Annotated in this window: 18 protein-coding genes and 1 pseudogene; 16 read left to right on the forward strand and 3 right to left on the reverse strand. The window is 71.7% G+C overall.

Annotated features, from left to right (window positions below):
* Positions 1-63: 63 nt before the first annotated feature.
* The 3 genes from BLS95_RS10165 to BLS95_RS10175 are packed head-to-tail and all read right to left on the reverse strand — an operon-like array spanning position 64 to position 4,827.
* Positions 64-2,487 (reverse strand): transglutaminase TgpA family protein, encoded by a 2,424-nt coding sequence (locus BLS95_RS10165; RefSeq protein WP_090930664.1) that lies wholly within the window; start codon positions 2,485-2,487, stop codon positions 64-66.
* The gene (locus BLS95_RS10170) at positions 2,484-3,734 is read right to left on the reverse strand and encodes a DUF58 domain-containing protein (RefSeq protein ID WP_245764963.1); all 1,251 of its coding nucleotides are present in this window, start codon (positions 3,732-3,734) and stop codon (positions 2,484-2,486) included. The genes BLS95_RS10165 and BLS95_RS10170 overlap by 4 nt, the downstream gene beginning before the upstream one ends.
* A gap of 43 nt (positions 3,735-3,777) precedes the next feature.
* Entirely contained in the window at positions 3,778-4,827 is a 1,050-nt protein-coding gene (locus BLS95_RS10175; protein ID WP_425434712.1) for an AAA family ATPase, read from the reverse strand.
* A gap of 397 nt (positions 4,828-5,224) precedes the next feature.
* On the opposite strand from BLS95_RS10175, the gene mraZ reads away from it, so the two are divergent.
* The 16 genes and pseudogenes from mraZ (at position 5,225) to BLS95_RS10255 (ending at position 24,301) form a co-directional block, all read left to right on the forward strand.
* A complete protein-coding gene (gene mraZ, locus BLS95_RS10180) occupies positions 5,225-5,656 on the forward strand; it encodes a division/cell wall cluster transcriptional repressor MraZ (protein WP_090930667.1) in 432 nt (143 codons plus the stop codon).
* Positions 5,657-5,872: 216 nt separating this feature from the next.
* Positions 5,873-6,853, forward strand: a complete 981-nt coding sequence (rsmH, locus tag BLS95_RS10185) for a 16S rRNA (cytosine(1402)-N(4))-methyltransferase RsmH (protein WP_090931005.1) — start codon at positions 5,873-5,875, stop codon at positions 6,851-6,853.
* On the forward strand, positions 6,843-7,559 hold the full coding sequence (locus BLS95_RS10190) for a hypothetical protein (protein WP_143043650.1): 717 nt from the start codon (positions 6,843-6,845) through the stop codon (positions 7,557-7,559). The genes rsmH and BLS95_RS10190 overlap by 11 nt, the downstream gene beginning before the upstream one ends.
* Positions 7,560-8,470: 911 nt before the next feature.
* Entirely contained in the window at positions 8,471-10,201 is a 1,731-nt protein-coding gene (locus BLS95_RS10195) for a peptidoglycan D,D-transpeptidase FtsI family protein (RefSeq protein WP_483869875.1), read from the forward strand.
* Positions 10,202-10,241: 40 nt separating this feature from the next.
* Positions 10,242-11,771, forward strand: coding sequence for a UDP-N-acetylmuramoyl-L-alanyl-D-glutamate--2,6-diaminopimelate ligase (locus BLS95_RS10200; RefSeq protein ID WP_090930670.1), 1,530 nt, complete (start codon positions 10,242-10,244; stop codon positions 11,769-11,771).
* A pseudogene (locus BLS95_RS10205) lies at positions 11,771-12,985 on the forward strand (UDP-N-acetylmuramoyl-tripeptide--D-alanyl-D-alanine ligase); the annotation flags it as partial. The gene BLS95_RS10200 and the pseudogene BLS95_RS10205, both read left to right, overlap by 1 nt.
* Positions 12,986-13,683: 698 nt before the next feature.
* Positions 13,684-14,739, forward strand: a complete 1,056-nt coding sequence (gene mraY, locus BLS95_RS10210; protein ID WP_090930671.1) for a phospho-N-acetylmuramoyl-pentapeptide-transferase — start codon at positions 13,684-13,686, stop codon at positions 14,737-14,739.
* Positions 14,736-16,115 (forward strand): UDP-N-acetylmuramoyl-L-alanine--D-glutamate ligase, encoded by a 1,380-nt coding sequence (gene murD / locus BLS95_RS10215; RefSeq protein WP_245764964.1) that lies wholly within the window; start codon positions 14,736-14,738, stop codon positions 16,113-16,115. The genes mraY and murD overlap by 4 nt, the downstream gene beginning before the upstream one ends.
* Positions 16,099-17,370, forward strand: coding sequence for a putative lipid II flippase FtsW (ftsW, locus tag BLS95_RS10220; protein ID WP_090930673.1), 1,272 nt, complete (start codon positions 16,099-16,101; stop codon positions 17,368-17,370). Before murD ends, ftsW begins: the two co-directional genes overlap by 17 nt.
* A gap of 12 nt (positions 17,371-17,382) precedes the next feature.
* On the forward strand, positions 17,383-18,459 hold the full coding sequence (gene murG / locus BLS95_RS10225) for an undecaprenyldiphospho-muramoylpentapeptide beta-N-acetylglucosaminyltransferase (protein WP_090931006.1): 1,077 nt from the start codon (positions 17,383-17,385) through the stop codon (positions 18,457-18,459).
* On the forward strand, positions 18,456-19,853 hold the full coding sequence (murC, locus tag BLS95_RS10230; protein ID WP_090930674.1) for a UDP-N-acetylmuramate--L-alanine ligase: 1,398 nt from the start codon (positions 18,456-18,458) through the stop codon (positions 19,851-19,853). The genes murG and murC overlap by 4 nt, the downstream gene beginning before the upstream one ends.
* Positions 19,854-19,959: 106 nt before the next feature.
* Positions 19,960-20,628 (forward strand): cell division protein FtsQ/DivIB, encoded by a 669-nt coding sequence (locus BLS95_RS10235; RefSeq protein ID WP_090930675.1) that lies wholly within the window; start codon positions 19,960-19,962, stop codon positions 20,626-20,628.
* A 335-nt stretch (positions 20,629-20,963) separates the two neighbouring features.
* Positions 20,964-22,445: a cell division protein FtsZ gene (ftsZ, locus tag BLS95_RS10240; protein WP_090930676.1), complete on the forward strand. Its 1,482-nt coding sequence runs from the start codon at positions 20,964-20,966 to the stop codon at positions 22,443-22,445.
* 155 nt (positions 22,446-22,600) lie between these two features.
* Entirely contained in the window at positions 22,601-23,293 is a 693-nt protein-coding gene (locus BLS95_RS10245; RefSeq protein WP_090930677.1) for a YggS family pyridoxal phosphate-dependent enzyme, read from the forward strand.
* Positions 23,294-23,432: 139 nt separating this feature from the next.
* Complete coding sequence (locus tag BLS95_RS10250; RefSeq protein WP_090931007.1) at positions 23,433-23,933, forward strand: cell division protein SepF; 501 nt, start codon at positions 23,433-23,435, stop codon at positions 23,931-23,933.
* An 80-nt stretch (positions 23,934-24,013) separates the two neighbouring features.
* A complete protein-coding gene (locus BLS95_RS10255) occupies positions 24,014-24,301 on the forward strand; it encodes a YggT family protein (RefSeq protein ID WP_090930678.1) in 288 nt (95 codons plus the stop codon).

Consider the following 24,301-nt stretch of genomic DNA (forward strand, 5'->3'; position numbering starts at 1 on the left):
AGATGACTGAGCGTGCGGCCGTTCCCCTGACGGGGGATCGGCCGCACGCTCGATCGTTCTCCCTCAGGTGCCCTTCTGGGCCGCCGTCCGCCGCAGCCGGATGTTCTCCAGCAGATCGAACCCGTCGAGCAGGCGCTCCCCGAGGCCCCGCAGCCGCCGCAGCGTCGAGGGCGGCAGCAACACCGCGCGCAGCCGCCTGCCCCGCGAGACCGTGGCCGCCAGAGCCTGCCGCACCTTGCGCAGGTCCTTGCTCATGGGTCCCACAGGCCCGGGATTCCTGGCGAACAGCGCCCGCTCCACCGCCGAGGCGATGGCCGCGATGGCCGCCGCCGAGTCGGAGTCGAACTCGTACTGCTGGGTCAGCCGTCGCGCCAGTGCCCGCGGGGTCTCGCTGGGCTGGCGGGCCATGCCGTAGTCGTACAGTGCGTCGTCCAGTTCCGCCCAGGCGGCCGCGACCGACGAGTTGACCCTGTCCGACACCATTCTCGCCGTCAGCTCGTCGGCGGGTTCCGTCACCTTCCAGCCGAGCGCGCGTACGCGCCGGTTCCTGGTGATCAGCCGCACGCCGGCCGGGATCAGCAGCAGCAGCACGAGAGCTCCCGCACCGATGCCGATCTTGCCGATCAGCGGCATCGACTCGTCCACCGGCACCGTGCCGGTCGGGATCAGGCCCTCGCGGTCCAGCGCGCGGGGGTTCTGCCGGGCCCCCGGGTCGGCCGACTCGTCGGCGGCGGAACTGCTCGCCCCCGGCGTCGGCGTCGCCGACGTGCCCGTGGGCTCCGGCCTGGGCAGCGAGTACGGAGGCACCCGCGCGCTGCCCTGCCCCATCGTCCCCGACGGCGTGGGCTCGAACGGCAGCCAGCCCACGCCCTCGAAGTACAGCTCGGGCCAGGAGTGGGAGTCGTTCGTGCCGACCGTCCAGTGGTCGCCGACCTTCGTGCCGCCGGTGTAGCCGATCGCCACCCGCGACGGAATGCCCACCAGCCTGGCCAGCACCGCCATCGACGCGGCGAACTGCTCGCAGTAGCCCACCCGGTCATACAGCAGGAAGTCTCTCAGCGCGGAGTTGCTGTGCCCCTGCGTGCGCAGGTCGTAGGTGAAGGAGCCACCCGTGAAGAACTTCTGCAGCAGCACCGCCTTCTGGTATTTGGTCGTGCCGTCGTTGGTCTCCCTGAAGGCCAGGTCCCGGATGTCCTCGGGCAGGTTCCGCGGCAGGTCCAGATAGCGGGGGTCCACGGCAGGCTGGAGGGTGTCGAGTTTGTCCAGCAGGTCCGCGTCCGGCGCCGGCTCGCTCGTCTGCACCTCGTACTCCAGGCCCGCGGCCTCGTCGCGGGTGGAGAAGACCATCAGCGTGTCGACGTCCGCCCGCCAGTCGCCGTCCACCTGGATCTGCCGGGCCGGGTAGGGCAGCGGCAGGAACGACAGGCGCGCGATCTGGTCGCTGATGTGGACGTTCGTGACCACGTTGTTGATCTTCGGGTCCCGGCCCAGCCCGATCGGCGGCGGCAGCGGGCCGTTCTCCGTCCGGTTCGCCGGCGACCCCTTCGGCTCCGTCATGCCGAACTGGTTGCCGTCGAACGCGTCGAGCGCGTAGATCCGCAGATACCGCGCCTGGTCGTCGTTGTTGGTGTAGGTGAGGACCTCCCGCGGCTCGGGCAGTTCGAGCTGGCCCTTCAGGTTCGCGATCGGGTTGGGGATGCTGATCGAGTTGCCCCGGCCCGAGCCGCTGCCGCCCACGCCGAACGTGAAGAACGACACCGGCTCCATCGTCGGCAGCAGGGCCGGCACCAGCACGGCCAGCACGATCGCGGCGAACCCGATGCGCTTGCCCGACAGCCGCAGCCCGCTCGTGTCGGCGGGAGTGCGCGAGCCGGACTGGGGAGTGGCCGCGCGGGTGGTGCGCCGCACCAGCACCGCCCGGCCCCAGCGGCCCACCCGCTCGCGCCCGTCGGCGATCAGCAGGCCGACGAACCCGAGCGCGGCGACGATGAACGCGGGCCAGCTGATCGGGTCGGACAGGATCGTGGCCGGCACCGTGGCCAGCGCCAGCAGTGGCAGCCCGGCCAGCGCCGCCCGCCGCAGCCGCGCGGCCAGCACGTCCACGGCGATGGCGATGAGCGCCACGCCGCCGGCGGTCAGCAGCGTGATGCCCTCGGTCGTCGGCACCGGAGCGGCGAAGCGCTGGATGTCGTCCCAGCCGACGCCGAGCAGCCGGGCCAGCTCCGCCACCGACTCCTTCGTCGGCACCAGCAGCGCCCACGCCTTGTCGGAGGCGAAGGCCGCGGTCAGGTAGATCCACGCCGCGGCCACGGAGAGCAGCGGCGCCGCCCACGCGGGTAACGCCAGGCGGCTGGACAGCAGGCCCGCGGCCACCACGGCGAGCACCGCGCCGAGCGACGTCCAGAACCAGGTGCCGCCATCGAAGAGGGGGGAGAGCATGAACGCCGCGGCGAACGCGGCCGCCCCCGAGGCGAAGGTCAACCTCATGCCGCTCCTCCCGTCGGATTGAGCACGTACCGGCCGCGGTTGGCGGCGTCCTGCCAGACGGAGGCGATCGAGGTGCCCGCGGGCAGCCGGACGATGCGCCAGCCGTACCCGGCCAGGACGGTCTGCACGGCCTCGTGGTCCTCGGCGGCCTGCCGGTCGCCGTCCTCCCAGGTGCTCACGTCGAGCAGGACCGCCACTCCGGTGATGCCGCTGTGCCTGAGCCTGGCCAGTTCGCGTGCCTCCTCCGGATCGAGCGAGCCGAGCACGGCCACGATCAGCCCGTCGCCGCCGCCCTGGCGCAGGGCCGAGACGCCCATCTCCAGCGAGCGGGCGGGGCTGTGCCGGACCATGGCCAGGGTGTCGAGCAGCGACCAGCTCAGGCCCGTGTCCGTCAGGTGCTCGGCGCCCTGGTCGGTCACCAGCCGCAGGCCGAGACCCTCGTGGGCGAGGTGCACGCCGATCGAGGCCGCGGCGGAGACCGCCACCTCGAAGGAGGAGCGCGGGCCCTCGCCGCGGTGGGCGTGCCTGCGGGTGTCCAGCAGGAGCGCGCCGCGGCTCTGCCACTGCTGCTCCTCGCGGCGCACCATCAGCTCGCCGCGGCGGGCCGTCGAACGCCAGTGCACCCGCCGCAGGTCGTCGCCCTGCCGGTATTCACGTGGTGCCACGTCGTCGTCGCCGGCCGCCGCCACACTCCTCGTACGGCTGTCGCCGCCGCCCGTCCACTCGCCCGACAGCCGTACGTGGGGCAGCGCCGCCACGTGCGGCGTCACCACCAGCGTGTCGCTGATCGTGAACGAGCGGGTCAGCTCGACCAGCCCGAACGGGTCGGCGATGCGGATCGACAGCGGGCCGATCGTGTAACGGCCGCGCAGGTCCGAGCGCACCCGGTAGTCGATCTCCCGCACGCCCCGCGACTCGATCCGGTCCAGGACGAACCTGGGCCGCACGCCCAGCGCGTACGGGACCGTGTCCTCGATGAGCAGCAGGCCGGTCGGCAGCCTGGTGATGTTCTCCAGCCGCAGGGTCACGGTGGCCTCGCCGCCCACCTCGGCCCTGGGCGGGTCGAGGCGCCTGGCGCAGCTCAGCCGGTAGCGGGTGCGCGCCACCACCATCGCGGCCAGCAGCGGCAGCGCCGTCACCAGCACCCCGATCCTGAACAGGTCGTTCTCTCCCAGGATGACGGCCATCACCAGCGCCGCGATCCCGGAGGCCAGGAACGACCTGCCTCTGGAGGTCAGCGCCCGCATTCCGGCTCTCACTGTGTTTCACTCTCGCCGCGCCGCGGATCCATCAGCGGCCCCGCGTCTCCGGCACCGGCACGCGCCTGAGCAGTTCGGTCACCACCTGCTCGGGCAGGCGGCGCTGCCCCTGGGCCTCGACGCTGGGCAGCAGCCGGTGCGCGAGGACGGGGACGGCCAGGTCCTGCAGGTCGTCGGGGATGACGTAGTCGCGGCCCGCCAGCGCGGCGTGCGCCCTGGCCGCCCGTACCAGTTGCAGCGTGGACCGGGGGGAGGCGCCCAGCCGCAGGTCGGGGGAGTGGCGGGTGGCGACCACCAGATCGATGGCGTACTTCTTGACCGGCTGCGAGACGTAGACGCCGCGTACGGCGGCGATCAGCGCCTGTACCTCGGCCGTGGTGGCCACCGGCTCCAGCTTGTCCAGCGGCGAGGTGCCGCCGTGCACGTCGAGCATCTCCAGCTCGGCCGTCGGCTCGGGATAGCCCATCGCGACCCGGGCGGTGAAGCGGTCGCGCTGCGCCTCGGGCAGGGGGTAGGTGCCCTCCATCTCGATCGGGTTCTGGGTGGCGATCACCATGAAGGGCGTGTCGAGCGGGTAGGTGACCCCGTCCACGGTCACCTGCTGCTCCTCCATGCACTCCAGCAGCGCGGACTGCGTCTTGGGAGAGGCACGGTTGATCTCGTCGCCCACCACGATGTTCGCGAACACCGGGCCCGGCTTGAACTCGAACTCTCGGGTCTGCTGGTTGTACGCGCTCACCCCGGTGATGTCACTGGGCAGCAGGTCGGGGGTGAACTGCACCCGGCGGACGGGACAGTCGATGGATCTTGCGAGTGCCTTGGCCAGCATCGTCTTGCCGACTCCGGGCACGTCCTCGATCAGCAGATGCCCCTCGGCCAGCAGAACGGTCAGCGTGAGGCGGACGGCGTCACTCTTCCCCTCGATCACCGACTCGATGGCCTGCCGGATCCGGTGAGCGGTGGAGACCAGCTCATCGAGCTGGGGAGGGACGTCATGGGTTACTGCCACCAGGCCTCCATGAGAAGTGCGACGGCTGTCCCGGACGATGCCATTGCGGGAGCCATGCCATTCCTTTTCCATTGTCTGTACGACCCTACGACGCTGCGGGTTCGAGAGCGACATTTGTGGATATTCAGGGAACCCCGCTGATGTTCCGGTTCTAGTCGCATAGCGGTGCGAATCTTGTGACACACCGACCACGCGGAGCGCACCACTTTCCTCCACCGGGAGGTTGGCGAAGCGCCGGAGCCCCTATTTCCACGGCGTTTTGAACCCTCGACACGCCCATGAGGGTTGACCGGGCCGTCACCCCCCTCCACCCCGCTCCATCGCTCTGACCTGCGGTAACGCAACGGAAACCGATGATGAAGACGGTTCGAATCAGTTGACGGTGGGGAGAAGTGGAGTATGGTGGTGCGCAGTGGAGAGCCCGGTGCACCAGCGCTGAGCGCTTCACGAGGCACGGGAGGTGGGGCCGATGTTCCTCGGCACCCATCAACCGCGTCTGGACGACAAGGGACGGCTGTTCCTGCCGGCTAAGTACCGTGAGGAGCTGGCGGAGGGTCTTGTGATCACCAAAGGCCAGGAGCGATGCCTCTACGTCTTTCCCGTGGAGGAGTTCCAGCGCATTACCGAGGCTCTCAGCACCGCCCCGGTCACCGCCAAGGCGGTGCGTGACTACAGCCGCGTCTTCTTCGCCAGCGCGTCCGACGAGAAACCGGACAAGCAAGGACGCATCACGATCCCGCAGAGCCTGCGTCAATACGCGGGTCTGGAACGTGACTGCGTCGTCATCGGGGCCAACACCCGACTGGAGATCTGGGACGCGCAGGCTTGGGACACCTATCTCAGCGCGCAGGAGCAGGCGTTCGCCGATCTGTCGGAGGAGGTGCTGCCAGGGATCTTGTAGTGACCACGGTCGATCCGTCGGTGATGTCGTTCGGCGAGGTCTCCACCCGCAACCACTGTCTGCCAGCTGATGCACCTTCCCCGGTGTCAGATGGCAGGCGTCCACGAAGAGGGTGCGGATGGGGACCTGGCCGGGCGGCACCGGGATGGGGACCGGAATGGCCGGTGATCGATCGATACGCGTCAACCGCGAGCAGACGCGAGAGGGGGGTTGGAGATGGACGACACCACAGGCCCGGGCGGTCACGTTCCGGTGCTGCTTGAGCGCGTTCTGGAGCTGCTCGGCCCGGCGTTGACCCGCCCGTCGCAGGCGGGGGGAGAGCCGGTCGTCGTCGACGCCAACCTCGGCCTCGGCGGCCACTCGGAGGCCCTGCTCGCCGCCCACCCTTCACTGCACCTGATCGGGATCGACCGCGACCCCTTCGCGATCGAGTTCTCCGCCCGCAGGCTGAGCCCCTATGCGGACAGGATCACCCTGGTCCACGCCTCCTCCGCCGACCTGGCCGACGTGCTCGCCCGCGCGGGGCGCACCACGGTCGACGGAGTGCTGTTCGATCTCGGGGTGTCCTCACCCCAGCTCGACGAGGCGGAGCGGGGTTTCGCCTACTCTTATGACGCGCCGCTCGACATGCGGATGGACACCGAGCAGGAGCTGACGGCGGAGAAGGTGGTCAACACCTATTCCGCGGCGGAGCTGACCCGCATCCTGCGCGAATACGGCGAGGAACGATTCGCCCCGCGTGTCGCGAGCCTGATCATCAAAGAACGGGCCAAAGAGGCAATAACCTCGACTAAGCGACTCGCGGAGATCGTGCGCGAGGCGATTCCCGCCGCGACGCGGCGCACCGGCGGTAATCCCGCCAAGAGGACTTTCCAGGCGTTGCGCATCGAGGTGAACGCGGAGCTGTCCGCCCTTGAGGTGGCGCTTCCGGCGGCGCTCGACGCGCTGGCGCTGGGTGGGCGAGTCGTCGTGCTCTCCTACCACTCACTGGAGGACCGGCTCACCAAGCAGGCCCTCACGGCGCGAACCAGGGACACCAGCCCGCCCGGGCTGCCCGTTCCACTGGAGGCTCACCAGCCCAGGTTCCGCCTTCTGACGAGGGGAGCAGAGCTCCCGAGCGAAGAAGAGCTCGCCCGCAACCCGCGGGCGGCCTCGGCCCGGCTACGGGCGGCAGAGAGGATCCGTGTTGACGACTGAGCAGGAGACCGGCCGGGGTGCGCCCGTCCGCCGTGCCGTGCCCAAGACGGGCACGCGTCGGTCCGGGGCGTCGCATCAGTCCAAGCCGCGTCCCCGTCCTGACACCCGCCCCGACGCCGAGAGCAAGTGGTCGGCGGCCGAACGCGCACGCCTGGAGGCCGGTGGCAAGCGGCCCGCGGGCGAGCGCGGGCGGGCCGAGGCCGACGGCGGGCAGTTCGCCGCGGAGCGTGGGCAGGCCGGTGTAGACGCCAAGCGGCCGGTGGCGGAGCGCGGGCGGGCCGGGCTCGGTGGCCGGCGGTCCGTCGCCGAGCGGCCGCGTACCGACGGCAAGCGGGTCGCCAACGCCGGTGATCGGTCCCGCGCCGAGGCCGGGGCCTCGCGCCCGGTGCCGCGGCGGCTGCCGGCGCGACGGCAGCGGGCGCCGTTCGTGCTGCTCGTCGTGGGCCTGCTCTGCGGCGGCCTGGTGAGCCTGCTGCTGCTCAACACCATGCTGGCCCAGGACGCCATCACCGACGCGAGCCTGCGCGAGGAGATCGCGGTGGCCCGCCAGGAGAACGAGCAGATCGAGCAGCAATACCAGCGCAACACGCAGCCCGGCATCCTCGCCGAGCTGGCGGAGAAGCAGGGCCAGCATCCCGACTGGGACAAGGTCAACGGCTGGAGCAGCGCAGGAGACCAGGCCAGCCGGGTGGACACGGAACGGTGAGGGACTCAGGCGGCAGGGGGCAGGGACCCGGCCGCGGCGCTGGCGGCGCCGGCTCTCAAGGAGGGCCAGGCGCCGCTCGTCGTACGCCGGGAGGTCCCGGCGGCCCGGGACGGGCAGGGCGCCAAGGGGGCTCTGCCCGTTCAGAGGGGGCGGGCCGCCCGGCCTCGCCGGACGACCCGCCGCGCAAGCGCCCCGACGACGACCCCCTCGATCTGCCGTTCGGCCGTGACGAGGCCTTCCGCGGCCGCCCGCCGCAGGACCCCGCCGGTCGCGGCCGCCCCCGCCAGGACGACCCCGACCGCTCCCGCGACGAGGGCTCGCGTGGGCGGTCGTCCGGAGACGAGGGATCTCGCAGGCGGTCGTCCGGGGACGACGGGTCTCGTGGGCGGTCGTCCAGGGATGAGGGGTTCCGTTCCCGTATGCCCGGGGACGGCGGCGACGGCGGCCGCAGGCGTCCCCGCGACGACGGTGACCGTCCCCGGGGGCGCTCCGCCGCCCAGGGGCGTGACGACGGAGCCAGGGGACGCGACGAGCGATCGCGCGGCCAGGGCGGCCGGGCCGAGGGGCCCGGCCCGACGGCGCGCGGCGGGCGGCCACACCGTGACGAGGAACGGTCCCGGGCCGACGACCCGCGGCGCCGGGACGGCCGGCAGGACGGACCGTTGCGGCGTCCGCAGGCCGGCGGTTCCCGGCCGGGCACGGCAGGCGGCGGTGAGCGGGTGGGGGCACGCCGCGGAGACGCACCGCCCCCCCGGGGCCGCGACGGTGAGGGGCCGTCGGCCGGGGCCCGGGCCGGCGCCGGGCCGACGAGCAGGAGCCGCGGCGGGGACGGGCCGCCCAAGGGACGGGGCGGTGACGGGCCGCCGCCGAGGGGGCCGCGCCGCCCGCCCGCGCCGCCACGCCCGCCGCTGGTGCTGCGGCTGGGCAGCCCGCGCCGGCGGATCAACATCGGCCTGATCGGCATGACGTTCATCCTGTCGATCTTCGCCGGGCGGCTGATCCAGATGCAGGGCCTCGACTCCAAGGTCTACGAGGCCGCGGCCGCCGACCAGCGCCAGCACACCGAGGAGATCCCCGCCAAGCGCGGCTCGATCACCGACGCCAAGGGCCACGAGCTGGCCGTGACCGTCGAGGCCCGCGAGGTGTCGGTCGACCCGACCAAGGTGCCGCCCCCCGTACGCGCCAAGGCGGCCGCGATCCTGGCCGCCCAGCTCGGCAAGAGCGAGCAGGAGATCGCCGCGAAACTGGCCAGGACGGACACCCGCTACCAGCTCCTGGCCAGGGACGTCGATCCCGTCGTGGCCACCCGCCTGCTCCAGGCCCGCGTGCCCGCGCTGTCGGCCAAGAAGACCTACCGCAGGCTCTACCCGGCGGGCGACCTGGCGGGCACCCTCATCGGGTTCGTCGGCGACGACGGCGACGGCCTGGGCGGCATCGAACAGGCCAAGAACAAACTGCTGGCCGGCCACGACGGCGAGCAACGCGTCGAGACGGGCCGCGACGGCCAGCGCATCCCCATGACCAGCAGCCAGCGCACCGCCCCGGTCAACGGCCAGGACATCCGGCTGACCATCGACCGCGACATCCAGTGGGCCGCCCAGAAGTCGGTCACCGAGCAGGTACGGAAGTCGGGCGCCGACAGCGGCACGGTGATCGTCATGGACGTGCAGACCGCCCAGATCATCGCCATGGCCAACGGCCCCGAACTCGACCTGAACAACTGGCGCAAGGCCCCCGCGACCGCCTACGTCAACAAGGCGGCGGCCGACGTCTTCGAGCCCGGCAGCACGAACAAGGTCATCACCGCGGCCGCCGCCCTGGAGGCGCGGGAGGTGACCCCCGACACGGTGTTCCAGGTGCCCGACAACATCAGGTGCGCCGACCGGGTGCTGCGGGACGCCCACGCGCACAAGGCGGAGACCATGACGTTCCGCCAGGCCATGGCCCAGTCCAGCAACGTCGGCACGATCATGGCGGCGCGCAAGATCGGCAGCGAGCGGCTGTACGAGATGCTGAAGGCGTTCGGGTTCGGCTCCAAGCCGGGCGGCGGCGTGCCGGGCGCCGAGGCGGGCCTGCTGCCCAACTACAAGAACTGGTCGGGCAGCCAGAGCTGCACCGTCTCCTACGGGCAGGGCGTGTCGGTGACCGCGCTGCAGATGGCCAGCGTCTACCAGACCATCGCCAACGGCGGTGTCAAGATCGAGCCGCAGATCATCGCGGGCACCACGGACGGCTCGGGCAGGTTCGTTCCCGCTCCCGCCGGTAAGCAGACCAGGGTGGTGAGCACGACGACGGCCAAGGAGATCACGACCATGCTGGAAAGCGCGGTGGGAGCCGAGGGCACCGGCCAGGCCGCCGCCATCGACGGTTACCGGGTGGCGGGCAAGACCGGCACGGCCAACCGCTACGATGCCAAACTGGGCCGCTACGAGGGCTACACTGCGTCCTTCGTGGGGTTCGCGCCCGCCGACAAGCCCCGGCTGGTGGTGCTGTCGGTCCTGCAGAACCCGCGGAACGGCCACTTCGGCGGGCAGCTCGCGGCCCCCGTGTTCAAGGATGTGATGACGTTCGCCATCAAGAGCAAGAAGATTCCTCCCACAGGCTCCGTCGCGCCGCCGGTGCGGATGCGCGCGGGACAGTGACCAGGGAAGGTACGCTCTCGCCGTGCGTCCCCCGTCGTCTATGCGCCCCACGAGCAGTCCGCCCCGTCCGCTGACCGGGCTCGCGACCATGCTCGACGCCGATTCCGGCACCTCTCGGTCGCCCCACGCCGCCATCAGCGGCGTCGCCATCAACTCCCGCGACGTCCAGCGGGGAGATCTCTACGTCGCCCTGCCCGGCAGCCGGGCCCACGGCGCCGCCTACTCCGCTGAGGCGATGGCGAGCGGTGCCGTGGCAGTCCTCACCGACCGGGAAGGCCGCGACGAGGCCGTCGCGACCGGACTGCCGGTGCTGATCGTGCCCGACCCGCGCGCCCTGCTCGGGCAGATCGCCTCCTGGGTGTACGGGCAGCCCGCCCACGACATCCAGATCCTCGGCGTCACCGGCACCAGCGGCAAGTCCACCTCCACGTTCATGATCGAGGCCGGCCTGCGTGCCGCCGGGCACTCGGCGGGCCTGGTGGGCGGCGTCGAGATCCACGCGGGCGACCTGCGCTTCGAGCCCAGGCTCACCACGCCGGAGGCCCCGGAGTTGCACGGCCTGTTCGCCCTCATGCGCGAGGTGGGCGTGAGCGCGGCCGTCATGGAGGTCTCCAGCCACGCGCTCGCCCTTGGCAGGGTCGACGGCGTCTTCTACGACGTCGCCCTGTTCACCAACCTCTCCCAAGACCACCTCGACTTCCACAAGGACTTCGAGGACTACTTCGCGACCAAGGCGCGGCTGTTCCAGCCGGAGCTTAGCCGCGTCGGCGTGACCAACATCGACGACCGCTACGGCCGCGAGCTGCTGGGCCTGGCCAAGGTGCCGATGACCACGTTCTCCGCGCTCGGCGACCCCGAGGCGCAGTGGCGGGCGCTGGACGTCAGGCTGGGCGCCGACGGGAGCGCGTTCCGGGTCGTCGGCCCCGGCGGGGTCGAGGCGGACGTGCAGATCTCGCTGCCGGGCCCGTTCAACGTCGCCAACGCGCTCGGCGCCGTCGTCACCCTCGTGGAGTCCGGGGTGCCGCTGCAGACCGCCGTGCACGGCGTGGGCTCCCTCACCGGGGTCCCCGGGCGCATGCAGCGCATCACGGGCGCCGACGACGAGTTCCAGGCGGTCGTGGACTACTCCCACAAGCCCGGCGCGGTCGAGTCGGTGCTGCGCTCGCTGCGGGCCGTCACCGCGGGCACCCTGACGATCGTGCTCGGCTGCGGCGGCGACCGCGACAGCGGCAAGAGGCCCATCATGGGCGAATGCGCTGCGAGGCTGGCAGATGTGGCCATTTTCACGAGCGACAATCCTCGTTCGGAGGATCCGCTGGCCATCCTCGCGGCGATGATGGAAGGAGCGCTTCGCGTTCCGCAGCATGACCGCGCTCATGTGATCATTGAGCCCGATCGAGCGGCCGCCATCGGCCTGGCAGTCGCCAGGGCCGGGCACGGCGACATGATCGTCGTGGCCGGCAAGGGTCACGAGCAGGGCCAGTACGTTTCAGGCGAGGTGATCCCCTTCGACGACCGCGAAGTGGTCGCCGAAGCGATCGACGCACGCAAGGAAAGCAGGAAGCACTAATGATCCCGTTGCCTCTGGCCAGGATCGCCGAGATAACCTCGGGCGCCCTGTCGGGCATGGCCGATCCCCGCGCGGTGGTACGCGGGCCCGTCGTGATCGACTCGCGGCTTGTGGAGCCGGGATCCCTGTTCGTCGCCTTCCGGGGCGCGCGGGTCGACGGTCACGACTACGCCGCCCAGGCCATCCGGGCAGGAGCCGTCGCCGTGCTGGCCACCCGGCCGGTCGAGGGGCCGGCGGTGATCGTCCCCGACGCCGCCGCCGCGCTGGCCGCGCTGGCCTCCGCGCAGATCGGCGCGCTGCCCCGGGTCACCGTGATCGGCGTGACAGGGTCGGCCGGCAAGACCACCACCAAGGACCTGCTGGCCAGGATCACCGCGCGGGTGGGGCCGACCATCGCGCCCGTCGGCAGCTTCAACAACGAGCTCGGCCACCCGCTGACCGTGCTGCGGGCCGACGCCGACACCCGGTTCATGGTGCTGGAGCTGGCCGCCCGCAGCGCCGGCCACATCAAGGACCTCGCCCGCATCGCGCCGCCGCAGATCGGCGTGGTGCTCAACGTCGGCACCGCGCACCTGGGCGTGTTCGGCGGCAAGGAGGCGATCGCCAAGGCCAAGGGCGAGCTGGTGGAGGCGCTGCCGCGGACCGGCGTGGCGGTGCTCAACGCCGACGATCCCCTGGTGCGGGCGATGGCCGCGCGCACCGACGCGCGGGTCACCTACTTCGGGCGGGCGGAGTCCGCGGCGATCCGGGCCGTGGACGTCGTGGTGGACGCGCGCGGGCGCGCCTCCTTCACGCTGCGCACCCCCTCGGGAGACGCGCACGTGTCGCTCAAGCTGTACGGGGAGCACGCGGTCGAGAACGCGCTCGCCGCCGCCGCGGCCGGATACGAGCTCGGGCTGCCGGTGGCCACCATCGCCGCGGAGCTGTCGGAGGCGACGCCGCGCAGCCGGTGGCGGATGGAGGTGCAGGACCGGGCCGACGGGGTGACGGTCGTCAACGACGCCTACAACGCCAATCCGGACTCGATGCGGGCGGCCTTCGAGGCGTTCGCGGTCGTCGGCAAGGGCCGGCGGCGCTTCGCCGTCATCGCGGCGCTGCGGGAGCTGGGGGAGGACGGGCCCGAGCTCAACGCCGAGCTGGGACGGCTGGCGGGCGGCGCGGGGCTGGCCGGGCTGATCGTGGCGGGGCCGGACGCGTCGCCGGTGCTGGAGGGCGCCCGCACGGCCGCCCAGTCGTCGGCCCAATCGTCGGTCCAGCCGACCGCTCACGGCGCCGCCGAGGGCGTCACGGCCGGCGCCCCGCCCGTTCACGGCCCGTCGGCGCCCGGCCCTCAGGCCCCGGCCTTCCAGGCGCCCGGCCCGCACAATCCAGGCCCCCAGGCTTCAGGCCCCCAGGCGAGCGGTCCTCACGCTCCCGGCGCCCCGGCGCCCGGTCCTCACGCTCCCGGCGCCCCGGTGCCCGGTCCTCACGCTCCGGGCATCCACGCGCCCGGTCCCCAGGGCGCGGGTCCCCAGGGTGTGGGTCCCCATGCCGCCGGTCCCCAGGGTGCCGGTCCCCAGGGTCCCGGCCCTCAGGCGCCGTATGGCGCCGGACCGTACGCCTCCGGCCAGCACCCGGCCGGGCCGGCCGGATGGCAGGGGCCGGACGTCGGCGGCCCGCCCCAGGCGTGGCAGGCACCCGGGCAGGCTGCTCCCGTGGGCGTGCCCGCGCAGAGCGGACCGGTGGTCGGCCCGCACGGGGTGCTGACCGCGTATCCTCCGCAGGGAATGCGGATCGTGCACGTGCCCGACGCCGAGGCCGCGGCGGCCGAGCTCGCTCAATGGCTGCGGCCCGGCGACGCCGTGCTCGTGAAGGGGCCGCGGGCCATGGGGCTTGAGCGGACGGCCGAGCTGGTGCTCGGAGGTGCCCCCCAGTGACCAACATCATCATCGCCGGTGCGGTGGGCCTGATCCTCTCGATGCTGGGCACCCCACTGGCGATCCGGCTGCTCTCGCGGCGCGGTTACGGCCAGGAGATCCGTGAGGAGGGCCCGTCCGGCCACCATGGCAAGCGGGGCACCCCCACCATGGGCGGCATCGTGTTCGTGCTGGCCTCGCTGCTCGCCTACGGGGCCTCCCACCTGGCACTCCTCGACCCCCCGACGGTGTCGGGCATGCTGGTGCTGTTCCTGATGACCGGGCTCGGCGCGGTCGGCTTCCTCGACGACTTCATCAAGATCTACAAGCAGCGCAGCCTGGGCCTGCGCAGCGGCGCCAAGGCACTCGGCCAGCTCATCGTCGGCGCGGTGTTCGCCTTCCTGGTGACCCGCTCGCCGAACGTCTACGGCATCACCCCCGCCGAGACCCGGGTGTCGTTCCTGCGGGACATCGGCCCGTCGATCGGCATCGTCGGGTTCACCATCTGGGTGCTGTTCATGATCGTCGGGTTCTCCAACGCGGTGAACCTCACCGACGGCCTCGACGGCCTGGCCAGCGGCGCGACCGGCGTGGTGCTGGCCGCGTACGTGCTGATCGGCAACTGGCAGCTCCGCAACAACTGCATCGACCAGCTCGGCCCCAACTGCTACTGGGTGCGAGATCCGCTCGACCTGGCGGTGGTGGCCGCCGCCGTGCTCGGGGCGCTGATCGGGTTCCTGTGGTGGAACGCCCCGCCCGCCCGGATCTTCATGGGCGACACCGGCTCGCTGGCCCTGGGCGGCGTGCTGGCCGGGCTGGCCATCGCCACCCGTACCCAGCTGCTGCTGATCATCCTGGCCGGGCTGTGCGTGATCATCACGCTGTCGGTGATCATCCAGGTCGGGTCCTTCAAGATGACCGGTAAACGGGTGTTCCGGATGGCGCCGCTGCAGCACCACTTCGAGCTGAAGGGCTGGGCGGAGACCACGATCGTGGTCCGGTTCTGGCTGATCGCGATGCTCTGCTCGGCGCTCGGGCTGGGGCTGTTCTACGTCGAGTGGATGCCCCGGTGACCAGTCTCACGTGCGTGGCCGGGCTGGGCGTGTCCGGGACCGCCGTGGCCAGGGCGCTGGCCGAGCGCGGCGAGCGGGTCGTGGTCGTGGAGGCCGTGGAGGGCGAGCGGCAGCTCGCCGCCGCCGGGGAGCTCGCCGGGCTCGGCGTGGAGACCCTGTTCGGGGCGACGGAGCCGCCGGCGGGCATCACCCGGCTCGTCACCACCGGCTGGGCGCCGCACCATCCGATGATCGCCGCCGCGCTGGCGGCCGGGGTGGAGGTCATCGGCGAGGTGGAGCTGGCCTGGCGGCTGCGGCCCGCGCAGGCGGCCCCCTGGCTCGCGCTGACCGGCACCAACGGCAAGACCACCGCCGTGCGCATGCTCACCGCGATCCTGCTCGCCGCCGGGCGCAAGGCCGTCGCCGTGGGCAACGTGGGCCTGCCCGTCGTACGCGCCGTCGCCGAGCCGTACGACGCGCTGGCCGTCGAGCTGTCGAGCTTCCAGCTGCACTGGTCCAGCACGCTGGCCCCGCACGCCGCGGCCGTGCTGAACCTGGCCCCCGACCACCTCGACTGGCACGGCTCCATGGAGGAGTACGCCGCCGCCAAGGCCCGCATCTACGAGCGCGCAGGGACCGTGATCTACAATGCCGACGACCCCGAGGCCGCCCGGCTGGCCGCGCCCTACCCCGGGGCCGTCGGGTTCACCCTGCGGGTGCCGAGGAGCGGGCAGCTCGGCGTGGTCGAGGACCTGCTGGTGGACCGGGCGTTCGTGGACGACCCGGTGGAGGCGGCCGAGGAGCTGGCCACGCTCGCGGACGTGCGCCCGTTCGCCCCGCACAACGTGGCCAACGCGCTGGCCGCCGCCGCCCTGGCCCGCTCGCTCGGCGTGCCGTCCGAGGCCGTGCGCAGGGGGCTGCGGGACTTCGTGCCCGACCCGCACCGGCTGAGCCACGTGGACCGGATCGGCGAGGTCGACTACATCGACGACTCCAAGGCGACCAACCCGCATGCCGCCGCCGCGGCGCTGGCCTCGTACCGGTCGATCGTGTGGGTGGCGGGCGGGCAGCTCAAGGGGGCGGACGTCGACGAGCTGGTGCGGGAGGCGGCGCCGCGGCTGCGCGGGGTGGTGCTGCTCGGCGTCGACCGCGGCAGGATCGCGGAAGCCGTCGCGCGACACGCGCCGAATGTCCCCGTCGTGGACATCGCGGACCGCGAGACTGGAGCGATGGAACGAGTCGTCGCCGAAGCCGCCCGGCTGGCCTCACCCGGGGACACCGTGCTGCTCTCCCCGTCGGGGGCCTCCCTGGACATGTTCGCCAACTATCCGGCGCGGGGGGAGGCCTTCGCGCGTGCCGTACGCGAGCTGAGGCTGCGACGTGAGCACGACCGCTGAGCAACCGGTCAGAGAGGGGCCGGGCACCTGGGCACGCGAGCAGCTCGGCGCGCTGAAGGAGCTGCTCGACAAGCCGCTGACCACCTACTACCTGATCATCATGTGCAGCGCGCTGCTGCTGGCGCTCGGGCTCATGATGGTGCTGTCGGCCTCCAGCATCGAGGCGCTGCAGAAGACCGGCAGCCCGTTCTCGTGGTTCCTGCGGCAGTCGGTGTCGGCCGCGGTGGGCGTGCCGGTGATGTACGCGTGCTCGCGGCTGCCGGTCAAGTTCTTCCGCTGGGCCGGTTACCCCCTGATGGCGCTGTCCATCCTGGCGCTGGTCATGGTGCTGTTCATCGGCTCCTCCGAGCTGGGCGCCCAGCGGTGGATCTACATCGGCCCGCTGACCATCCAGCCGTCCGAGCCGGCCAAGCTCGGGCTCATGCTGTGGGGGGCCGACCTGCTGTCCCGGCGGGCGCGGCAGGGCAGGATCGAGTGGCGGCAGATGCTCATCCCGCTCATGCCCGGCACCGCGATCCTGGCCGTCCTGGTCATGCTGGGCCGCGACCTGGGCACGACGCTGGTGCTCTTCATGATCTTCCTGGCCCTGCTGTGGGTGGTCGGGGCGCCGGTGAAGCTGTTCGGCGGCATCCTGGCGCTGGCGGTGCTGGCCGCGGCCATCATGATCAAGGTGGAGCCGTACCGGATGGCGCGCATCGGGGCCTTCCTCGATCCGTGGGCCGACGCGCAGGGCGCCGGCTACCAGGCCGTGCAGGGGCAGATCGCGATGGGGTCCGGCGGTTGGTTCGGGCTCGGGCTGGGCAGCAGCCGCCAGAAGTGGAGCTGGCTGCCGCACGGCGAGAGCGACTTCATCTTCGCCATCCTCGGCGAGGAGCTCGGGCTGATGGGCACGCTCATGGTGGTGGCGCTGTTCGGGCTGCTGGGGTACGCGGGGCTGCGGGTGGCCGTGCGCGTCAACGACGCCTTCATCAGGCTCGCCGCCGCCGCCATGGTGGCCTGGATCGTCGGGCAGGCGACCGTCAACATGGGTGCCGTGCTGGGCGTCCTGCCGATCACCGGCATCCCGCTGCCGCTGGTCTCGTACGGTGGATCTTCACTGCTGCCCACCCTCGCCGCGCTCGGCATGCTGTTGTCGTTCGCCAAACGCGAGCCGGGCGCGCGGGAGGCCTTGGCGGCTCGTGGCCCCGGACCCGTCGCCCGGGCCCTAAGCTGGCTGGGCCTGGGGGCTACGACCAGAGGCCGAGGGAAACGTTAGGGAGTGACCGAGATGAGGGTGGTCCTCGCCGGTGGCGGGACGGCCGGGCACATCGAGCCCGCGCTCGCCCTTGCGGACGCGCTGCGGCATCTTGACCGGAGCGTCGGCATCACCTGCGTGGGCACCGAGCGCGGGTTGGAGACGCGGCTCGTGCCTGCCAGGGGCTACGAGCTGGAGCTGGTGCCGGCCGTGCCGTTGCCGCGGGCGATCACCCCGAGCCTGCTCACCGTGCCGGGCAGGCTGGCGGGCGCGATCAACGCCATGGCCGGCGTCTTCGACCGGGTCAAGGCCGACGTCCTGGTCGGCTTCGGCGGCTACGTGGCGACCCCCGCCTACCTGGCGGCCAAGCGGCGCGGCCTGCCGATCGTCGTGCATGAGGCCAATCCCCGCCCCGGCCTGGCCAACCGGCTCGGCGCGCGGCTCACCGACCACGTCTTCAGCGGCTTTCCCGACAGCACGCTGCCCAGGGCGGAATACATCGGCACCCCGCTGCGGCGCGAGATCGTCACCCTCGACCGGCTGTCCACGGGTGACAAGGCGCGCTCCTGGTTCGGGCTCGAGAACGACCGGCCGACGCTGCTGGTGTTCGGCGGCTCGCGCGGCGCCATGTCGATCAACCAGGCGGCGCTCGCCGCCGCGCCCGTGCTACGCCGGGCGGGCGTGCAGGTGCTGCACGTGCTCGGCCCGGACAACACCGTCGACCGGGAGCCGCCGCCCGGCGACCCGCAATACGTGCTGCTGCCCTACGTCGACCGCATGGACCTCGCCTACGCGGCCGCCGACGTGGCGCTGTGCCGCAGCGGGGCGCTGACGTGCGCGGAGCTGACCGCCGTCGGGCTGCCGGCGGCCTACGTGCCGCTGCCGCACGGCAACGGGGAGCAGCGGATCAACGCCGAGCGCATCGCGCGCGGCGGGGGCGGCATGGTGGTCGACGACGCCGATTTGTCACCTGATTGGATCATCCAGAACGTGCTGCCCATCCTGCACGCCCCCGAGCGGGTCGTCACCATGTCGGAAGCCGCCTCCCGGTTGGGGCGCAAGGACGCCGATATCATGCTTGCCAGGAAAGTGTTGGAGATAGCCCGATGAGTCTCGTCAAGCTGGTCGATCCCATCGCCGTCGCGGATCTGGGGCGGGTGCACTTCATCGGCATCGGCGGGTCGGGCATGTCCGGCATCGCCCGCATCCTGCTCAAGCGCGGCGTCCGCGTGACGGGCAGCGACGCGCGCAGCTCCGAGCTGGTCACCGAGCTGCGGGAGCTGGGCGCGACCGTGCACATCGGGCACGCGGCCTCCCACATCAGGGACGTCGACACCGTGGTCGTCTCGACCGCCATCCGCGACTCAAACCCGGAGCTGGGCGAGGCGCTCAAGCAGGGCCTGCGGATCATCCCGCGGGCCGCCGCGCTGGCCTCGGTCATGGCAGGGCGTACGGCGGTCGCCATCGCGGGCACCCATGGCAAGACCACCACCACCTCCATGCTCACCGTGGCGCTGCAGAAGTCCGGCGCCGACCCGTCCTACTGCGTGGGCGGCCAGCTCGTCACCACCGGGCTCGGCGCCGACGACGGCCAGGGCGGGGTCTTCGTGGCCGAGGCCGACGAGAGCGACGGCTCCTTCCTCATGCTCGCTCCCGACATCGCCGTGGTGACCAACGTCGAGGCCGACCACCTGGACAACTACGGCGACCCGCGGGCCGTGCACGACAGCTTCGCCCGCTTCGCCGAGCGGGTCGGCTCGCTGCTCGTCGTCTGCGCCGACGACCCGGGCGCGGCCGAGCTGGCGGCCAAGGCGCGAGAGCGGGGGCTGCGGGTCAGGACGTACGGCGTCGCGGGCGAGGACTACCGCGTGAGCGGGGTCAGGCCCGACGGGTTCGGCACGGTGTTCGCCATCGAGGGCAGGGGAAACGTGCGGCTGGCCGTTCCCGGGGCGCACAACGCGCTCAACGCCACCGCGGTGATCGCCGTGGCCGACGAGCTGGGGCTGCCGTTCGAGGAGATCAGGCAGGGGCTGGGGGCGTTCACGGGGGCCAAGCGGCGCTTCGAGGCCAAGGGCGAGGCCGGCGGGATCGCGGTGTTCGACAGCTACGCCCACCACCCGACCGAGCTGACCGCCGACCTGCGGGCCGCGCGTGACGTGGTCGCCTCCTACTCCGGCAGCGGGCGGGTCATCGCGGTCTTCCAGCCGCACCTCTACTCGCGCACCCGCTACTTCGCCGACGAGTTCGGGGCGGCGCTGGGGCTGGCCGACGAGGTGATCGTGCTCGACGTCTACGGCGCCAGGGAGGATCCCGAGCCCGGCGTGTCCGGCGCGATGGTGGCCGAGCGGGTGCCGCTGCCCGAGGGACGGGTGTCCTACGCGCCGGACCGCGCTTCGGTGCCGGGGCTGGTGGCCGAGCGGGCCCGGCCCGGGGACATCGTGCTCACCATGGGCGCCGGCGACGTGACGGAGCTCGGCCCGCAGATCGTCGCGCGCCTTTCCTGAGGGCGTTCCCTGGCTCCGCCGTTGGGCGTGGCGTGCGGTGTTGGACCGTGCGGCGGCGTAGGTTCGGTGCCGACGTGTTGGGGCCCCGGATACGGGTGGGAGGGCGATGAAGGCGCGGACGGCGTTCCTGGTGCTGCTCACGGCGGGAGTGGTGGGCACGGCCGCCTGGCTCGTGTTCTTCTCGCCCGTGCTGGGCGTGCGCTCGATCGAGATCGTGGGAAATATCACAGTCCCGAGCGAGCGGATCAAGCAGCAGGCCGGCGTGGCCGATCTCCATCCCCTCGCCACGGTCAACCTCGCCGACGTCGAGACCCGGGTGCTGGGCATCAGGCAGCTCGCCACGGCCAAGGTCGACCGGTTGTGGCCGGGCACGCTCAAGATCGCGGTGGTCGAGCGGGAGCCGGTCGCCGCGATCGCGGCGGGGGGAAAGGTCGCGGTCATCGACAAGCAGGGCGTGGTGATCGAGGTGAAGAACTCGGTGCCGCCCCTGCTGCCGTTGCTCAAAGTGGACAACCCCGCCAAGGGCGATCCCGTCATGATGGCGGCGCTGCAGGTCGTCCAGGCGGTGCCGGACGTGGTCGCGGGCAAACTCCGGCAGGTGCGCGCCGGGACGGCGGAGGGCGTGACCCTGGAGCTGTCCGACGGCCGTACGGTGATCTGGGGCGGCCCCGACCGGTCTGAAGAGAAGTCCCGCCTTCTCGCGTCGCTCCTCAAACACGAAAAAGCGGTCACCCTGTACGACGTCAGCTCCCCGGACGTGGTGACCCTGAAGTGATCACGAGTGTCAGGGTCTGGCAACTGCGGGGCAAGGGCATCGCCCAGCCGGTGCGAGGCGGGGGTCGGACCGTGAGAGCCTGTAAGCCTGTGGTTGGACGGAGGAGTGCCCCGACCAGGCGCGACTGCGGAGCGAAACGGACAGCCCGCGACACGCCGGACGTGCTTGCGGCGCGGTTAGTTGACCCGCCTGGAGCGTAACTCCTACTGTCCGTATCAATCCTCAGGTTGACATAAATCTAAATCTCAACCTGAGGTTGAGAGTTACCCGAACTGAGAAAAAGCGGATCCAATCCGCACCGAATTGCAAGTCAACGAGCGGAAAGGCCCCTCGTCGTGGCAGCACCGCAGAACTACCTCGCGGTCATCAAGGTCGTCGGCATCGGCGGCGGCGGAGTGAACGCCGTCAACCGGATGATCGAGGAGGGACTCAAGGGCGTCGAGTTCATCGCGATAAACACCGACGCCCAGGCGCTGCTGATGAGTGACGCCGATGTGAAACTCGACGTCGGCCGCGAACTCACGCGCGGACTGGGCGCGGGCGCCAACCCCGACGTCGGCCGGAAGGCGGCCGAGGACCACCGCGAGGAGATCGAGGAGGTCCTCAAGGGGGCCGACATGGTCTTCGTCACCGCGGGCGAGGGCGGCGGCACCGGCACCGGCGGCGCGCCCGTCGTGGCCAACATCGCCAGGTCGCTCGGCGCGCTCACCATCGGTGTCGTGACCAGGCCGTTCAGCTTTGAGGGACGGCGCAGGGCCTCGCAGGCCGAGGCCGGCATCGAGACGCTGCGCGACGAGGTCGACACGCTGATCGTGATTCCCAACGACCGGCTGCTGTCGATCTCCGACCGGCAGGTGAGCGTGCTCGATGCGTTCAAGGCCGCCGACCAGGTGCTGCTGTCGGGTGTGCAGGGCATCACCGACCTGATCACCACCCCCGGTCTGATCAACCTCGACTTCGCCGACGTCAAGTCGGTCATGTCGGGCGCCGGCTCGGCCCTCATGGGCATCGGCCACGCCCGCGGCGACGACCGCTCGGTCGCGGCGGCCGAGATGGCGGTCTCCAGCCCGCTGCTGGAGGCCAGCATCGACGGCGCCCACGGCGTGCTGCTGTCCATCGCGGGCGGCTCCGACCTCGGCCTGTTCGAGATCAACGAGGCGGCGCAGCTCGTGTCCATGGCGGCCGCGCCCGACGCCAACATCATCTTCGGTACGGTCATCGACGACGCGCTCGGCGACGAGGTGCGCGTGACGGTGATCGCGGCCGGTTTCGACGACGTGCCGGCGCCGGCGGAGAAGCCGCTGCCGCGGCCGGCGAGCCGCCCCGCCGCGCCGCCGTCCGCGCCGCCCGTGTCCTCTCCCGCGCGGCCGAGCCTGTCGTCGCCCAGCGTGAAGTCCGAGCCGCCCCTGGCGCGCCCTGAGCCGCGCCCTGAGCCGCGCGACTTCCGGTCCGAGCCGCGTGCCGACTTCCGTCCGGAGCCGAGGCCCGAGCCCCGCCCTGAGCCCCGTCCCGAGCCGCTGCGAGCCGAGCCGCGCTCCGACTTCCGTCCGGAGCCGAGGCCCGACCTCCGGTCGGAGCCCAGGCCCGAGCCGGTGCGGCCGGTGGAGTCGGTGCAGCCGCCGGTGCCCCCCGCCCCGGATCCCGGCGAGGCCGTCGCCGACGAGCCGTCCGGCCCCGTCTCCATCCCCCGGCCCACGCCCGAGCCCGCCAACCCGCCCACGCCCATCACCTCCCGCATGTCGGAGCCCGCCAAACGTCCTCGGGTCGTCTTCGAGGAACAGGAAGAGGAGCTCGACGTCCCGGACTTCCTGAAGTAAGCCCGCCGCCTGACGCCGCTCCCCGCTGGGACGGGAGCGGCGCCGTCGTGTGTGCAAGGGTGGAAGGTTCGGCCCGGGGGGGCAGAAAGGTGGCTGCTGTGCTGGAGGCGTGCGCAAGCCGTACGGACGGGCGCGAGGGTGAGGGGGAGAGGCATGTGAGAAGCGACGAGATCGCGGCCGGGCTCGCCGAGGTCGACGCCCGCATCGCGGCGGCCTGCCACGCGGTGGGACGCGATCGCGGCGAGGTCACGCTGATCGCCGTCACCAAGACCAGACCCGCCGAGGACGTACGGATCCTGTGCGAGCTCGGCGTGCGGGACATCGGCGAAAACCGCGACCAGGAAGCCGCCCCCAAGGCCCACGAGCTGGCCGGACTGCCGCTGACCTGGCATTTCGTCGGCCAGTTGCAGACCAACAAGGTCCGTTCCGTGGTCGGGTACGCCGACGTGATCCACTCCGTCGACCGGCTCAGGCTCGTGGAGGCGATCAGCAAGGAGGCGGTCCGCCAGGGCCGCAGGATCGGCTGCCTGGTGCAGGTCGCGCTCGACGACGACCCCGCCAGGGGCGGCGCCCGCCCGGGCGACGTGCTCGCGCTCGCGGACGAGGTGGCGCTGGCCGAGGGCGTGTGGCTGGGCGGCGTCATGGCGGTGGCACCGCTGGGCGAGGAGCCGGCCAAGGCGTTCGCCCGGCTGCGCGATCTGGCGCTGCGCCTGCAGGAGCAGCACCCTCGCGCCACGATGATCTCGGCGGGGATGAGCGACGACCTCGCCGAGGCCGTCGCCTACGGCGCGACACACGTGCGGATCGGTACGGCGTTGCTCGGTCGTCGCAAGCCCTTCGTCAGGTAATGTCCCCTCAAGTGGGTGTGCAGGCCCATGATCAAGTAGAGGTCGATCAGCGGTGAGCTCCAGGGGGGTACGCCTACCGCCTCGGGACCCGGCGACGGACTCGAGCGAGTGCGACCATGAGCAGGAGGACGACGTAGCGATGGCCGGCGCGATGCGCAAGATGGCGGTCTACCTCGGTCTCGTGGAGGACGACCGCTACGAGAGGTATGAGAGCTACCCGGACGACTACGCCTACGAGGACGAGGTGCAGCGGACCGGCGAGGAGCGCCCCGTGGCGGTCCAGGACCGCGACGACGAGGCCGACCCAGGAGTGCCCGCCCCCAGGCCCGCCACGACGATCCTGGAGCGCCGCACGACCGATCTGGCTCGCATCACCACCCTCCACCCACGGACGTACAACGAAGCGCGTACCATCGGGGAGCACTTCCGGGACGGCACCCCGGTCATCATGAATCTGACCGAGATGGTTGACAGTGACGCGAAACGGCTCGTCGATTTCGCGGCAGGTCTGGTCTTTGGCCTACATGGCAGCATTGAACGTGTTACCAACAAGGTGTTCCTGTTGTCCCCTGCCAATGTCGAGGTGACCGCCGAGGACAAGGCCCGAATCGCGGAGCGCGGGTTCTTCAACCAGAGTTAGAGTCTCTGTATGTCTATCGCACCCAACCAGGTCTCACCGAGACCGGGAGGGCACATCAGAAGTGGAGGCGCGGCCGGGCCGTGGGGATCGTGAGTCAGATCTTGGTCGTAGTCCTGTCTCTCTATTTGGTGCTGCTCATCGGCAGGATAATCTTCGAGACGGTGCAGGCTTTCGCCCGGCAGTGGCGACCGTCCGGCGTCGTCCTGGTGCTGGCCGAGGCCACATACACCGCTACAGACCCACCTCTCAAGTTCCTCCGCCGTTTCATTCCTCCGCTCCGGTTGGGTACGGTGGCCTTTGACCTAAGCTTCACTGTGCTCTTCATCGTCGTGCTGATCCTGATCCAGATCGCCGGGTCGCTGCGATGA

The organism is Nonomuraea jiangxiensis, from assembly GCF_900099965.1.
GTDB classification, from domain to species: domain Bacteria; phylum Actinomycetota; class Actinomycetes; order Streptosporangiales; family Streptosporangiaceae; genus Nonomuraea; species Nonomuraea jiangxiensis.

What these genes read in the sequence shown, in the direction of transcription:
- BLS95_RS10165 (WP_090930664.1), bottom strand. Translation starts at nt 2,487, where the DNA reads ATGAGGTTGACCTTCGCCTCGGGGGCGGCCGCGTTCGCCGCGGCGTTC.
- BLS95_RS10170 (WP_245764963.1), bottom strand. Translation starts at nt 3,734, where the DNA reads ATGCGGGCGCTGACCTCCAGAGGCAGGTCGTTCCTGGCCTCCGGGATC.
- BLS95_RS10175 (WP_425434712.1), bottom strand. Translation starts at nt 4,827, where the DNA reads ATGGAAAAGGAATGGCATGGCTCCCGCAATGGCATCGTCCGGGACAGC.
- mraZ (WP_090930667.1), top strand. Translation starts at nt 5,225, where the DNA reads ATGTTCCTCGGCACCCATCAACCGCGTCTGGACGACAAGGGACGGCTG.
- rsmH (WP_090931005.1), top strand. Translation starts at nt 5,873, where the DNA reads ATGGACGACACCACAGGCCCGGGCGGTCACGTTCCGGTGCTGCTTGAG.
- BLS95_RS10200 (WP_090930670.1), top strand. Translation starts at nt 10,242, where the DNA reads ATGCGCCCCACGAGCAGTCCGCCCCGTCCGCTGACCGGGCTCGCGACC.
- murG (WP_090931006.1), top strand. Translation starts at nt 17,383, where the DNA reads ATGAGGGTGGTCCTCGCCGGTGGCGGGACGGCCGGGCACATCGAGCCC.
- murC (WP_090930674.1), top strand. Translation starts at nt 18,456, where the DNA reads ATGAGTCTCGTCAAGCTGGTCGATCCCATCGCCGTCGCGGATCTGGGG.
- BLS95_RS10235 (WP_090930675.1), top strand. Translation starts at nt 19,960, where the DNA reads ATGAAGGCGCGGACGGCGTTCCTGGTGCTGCTCACGGCGGGAGTGGTG.
- BLS95_RS10250 (WP_090931007.1), top strand. Translation starts at nt 23,433, where the DNA reads ATGGCCGGCGCGATGCGCAAGATGGCGGTCTACCTCGGTCTCGTGGAG.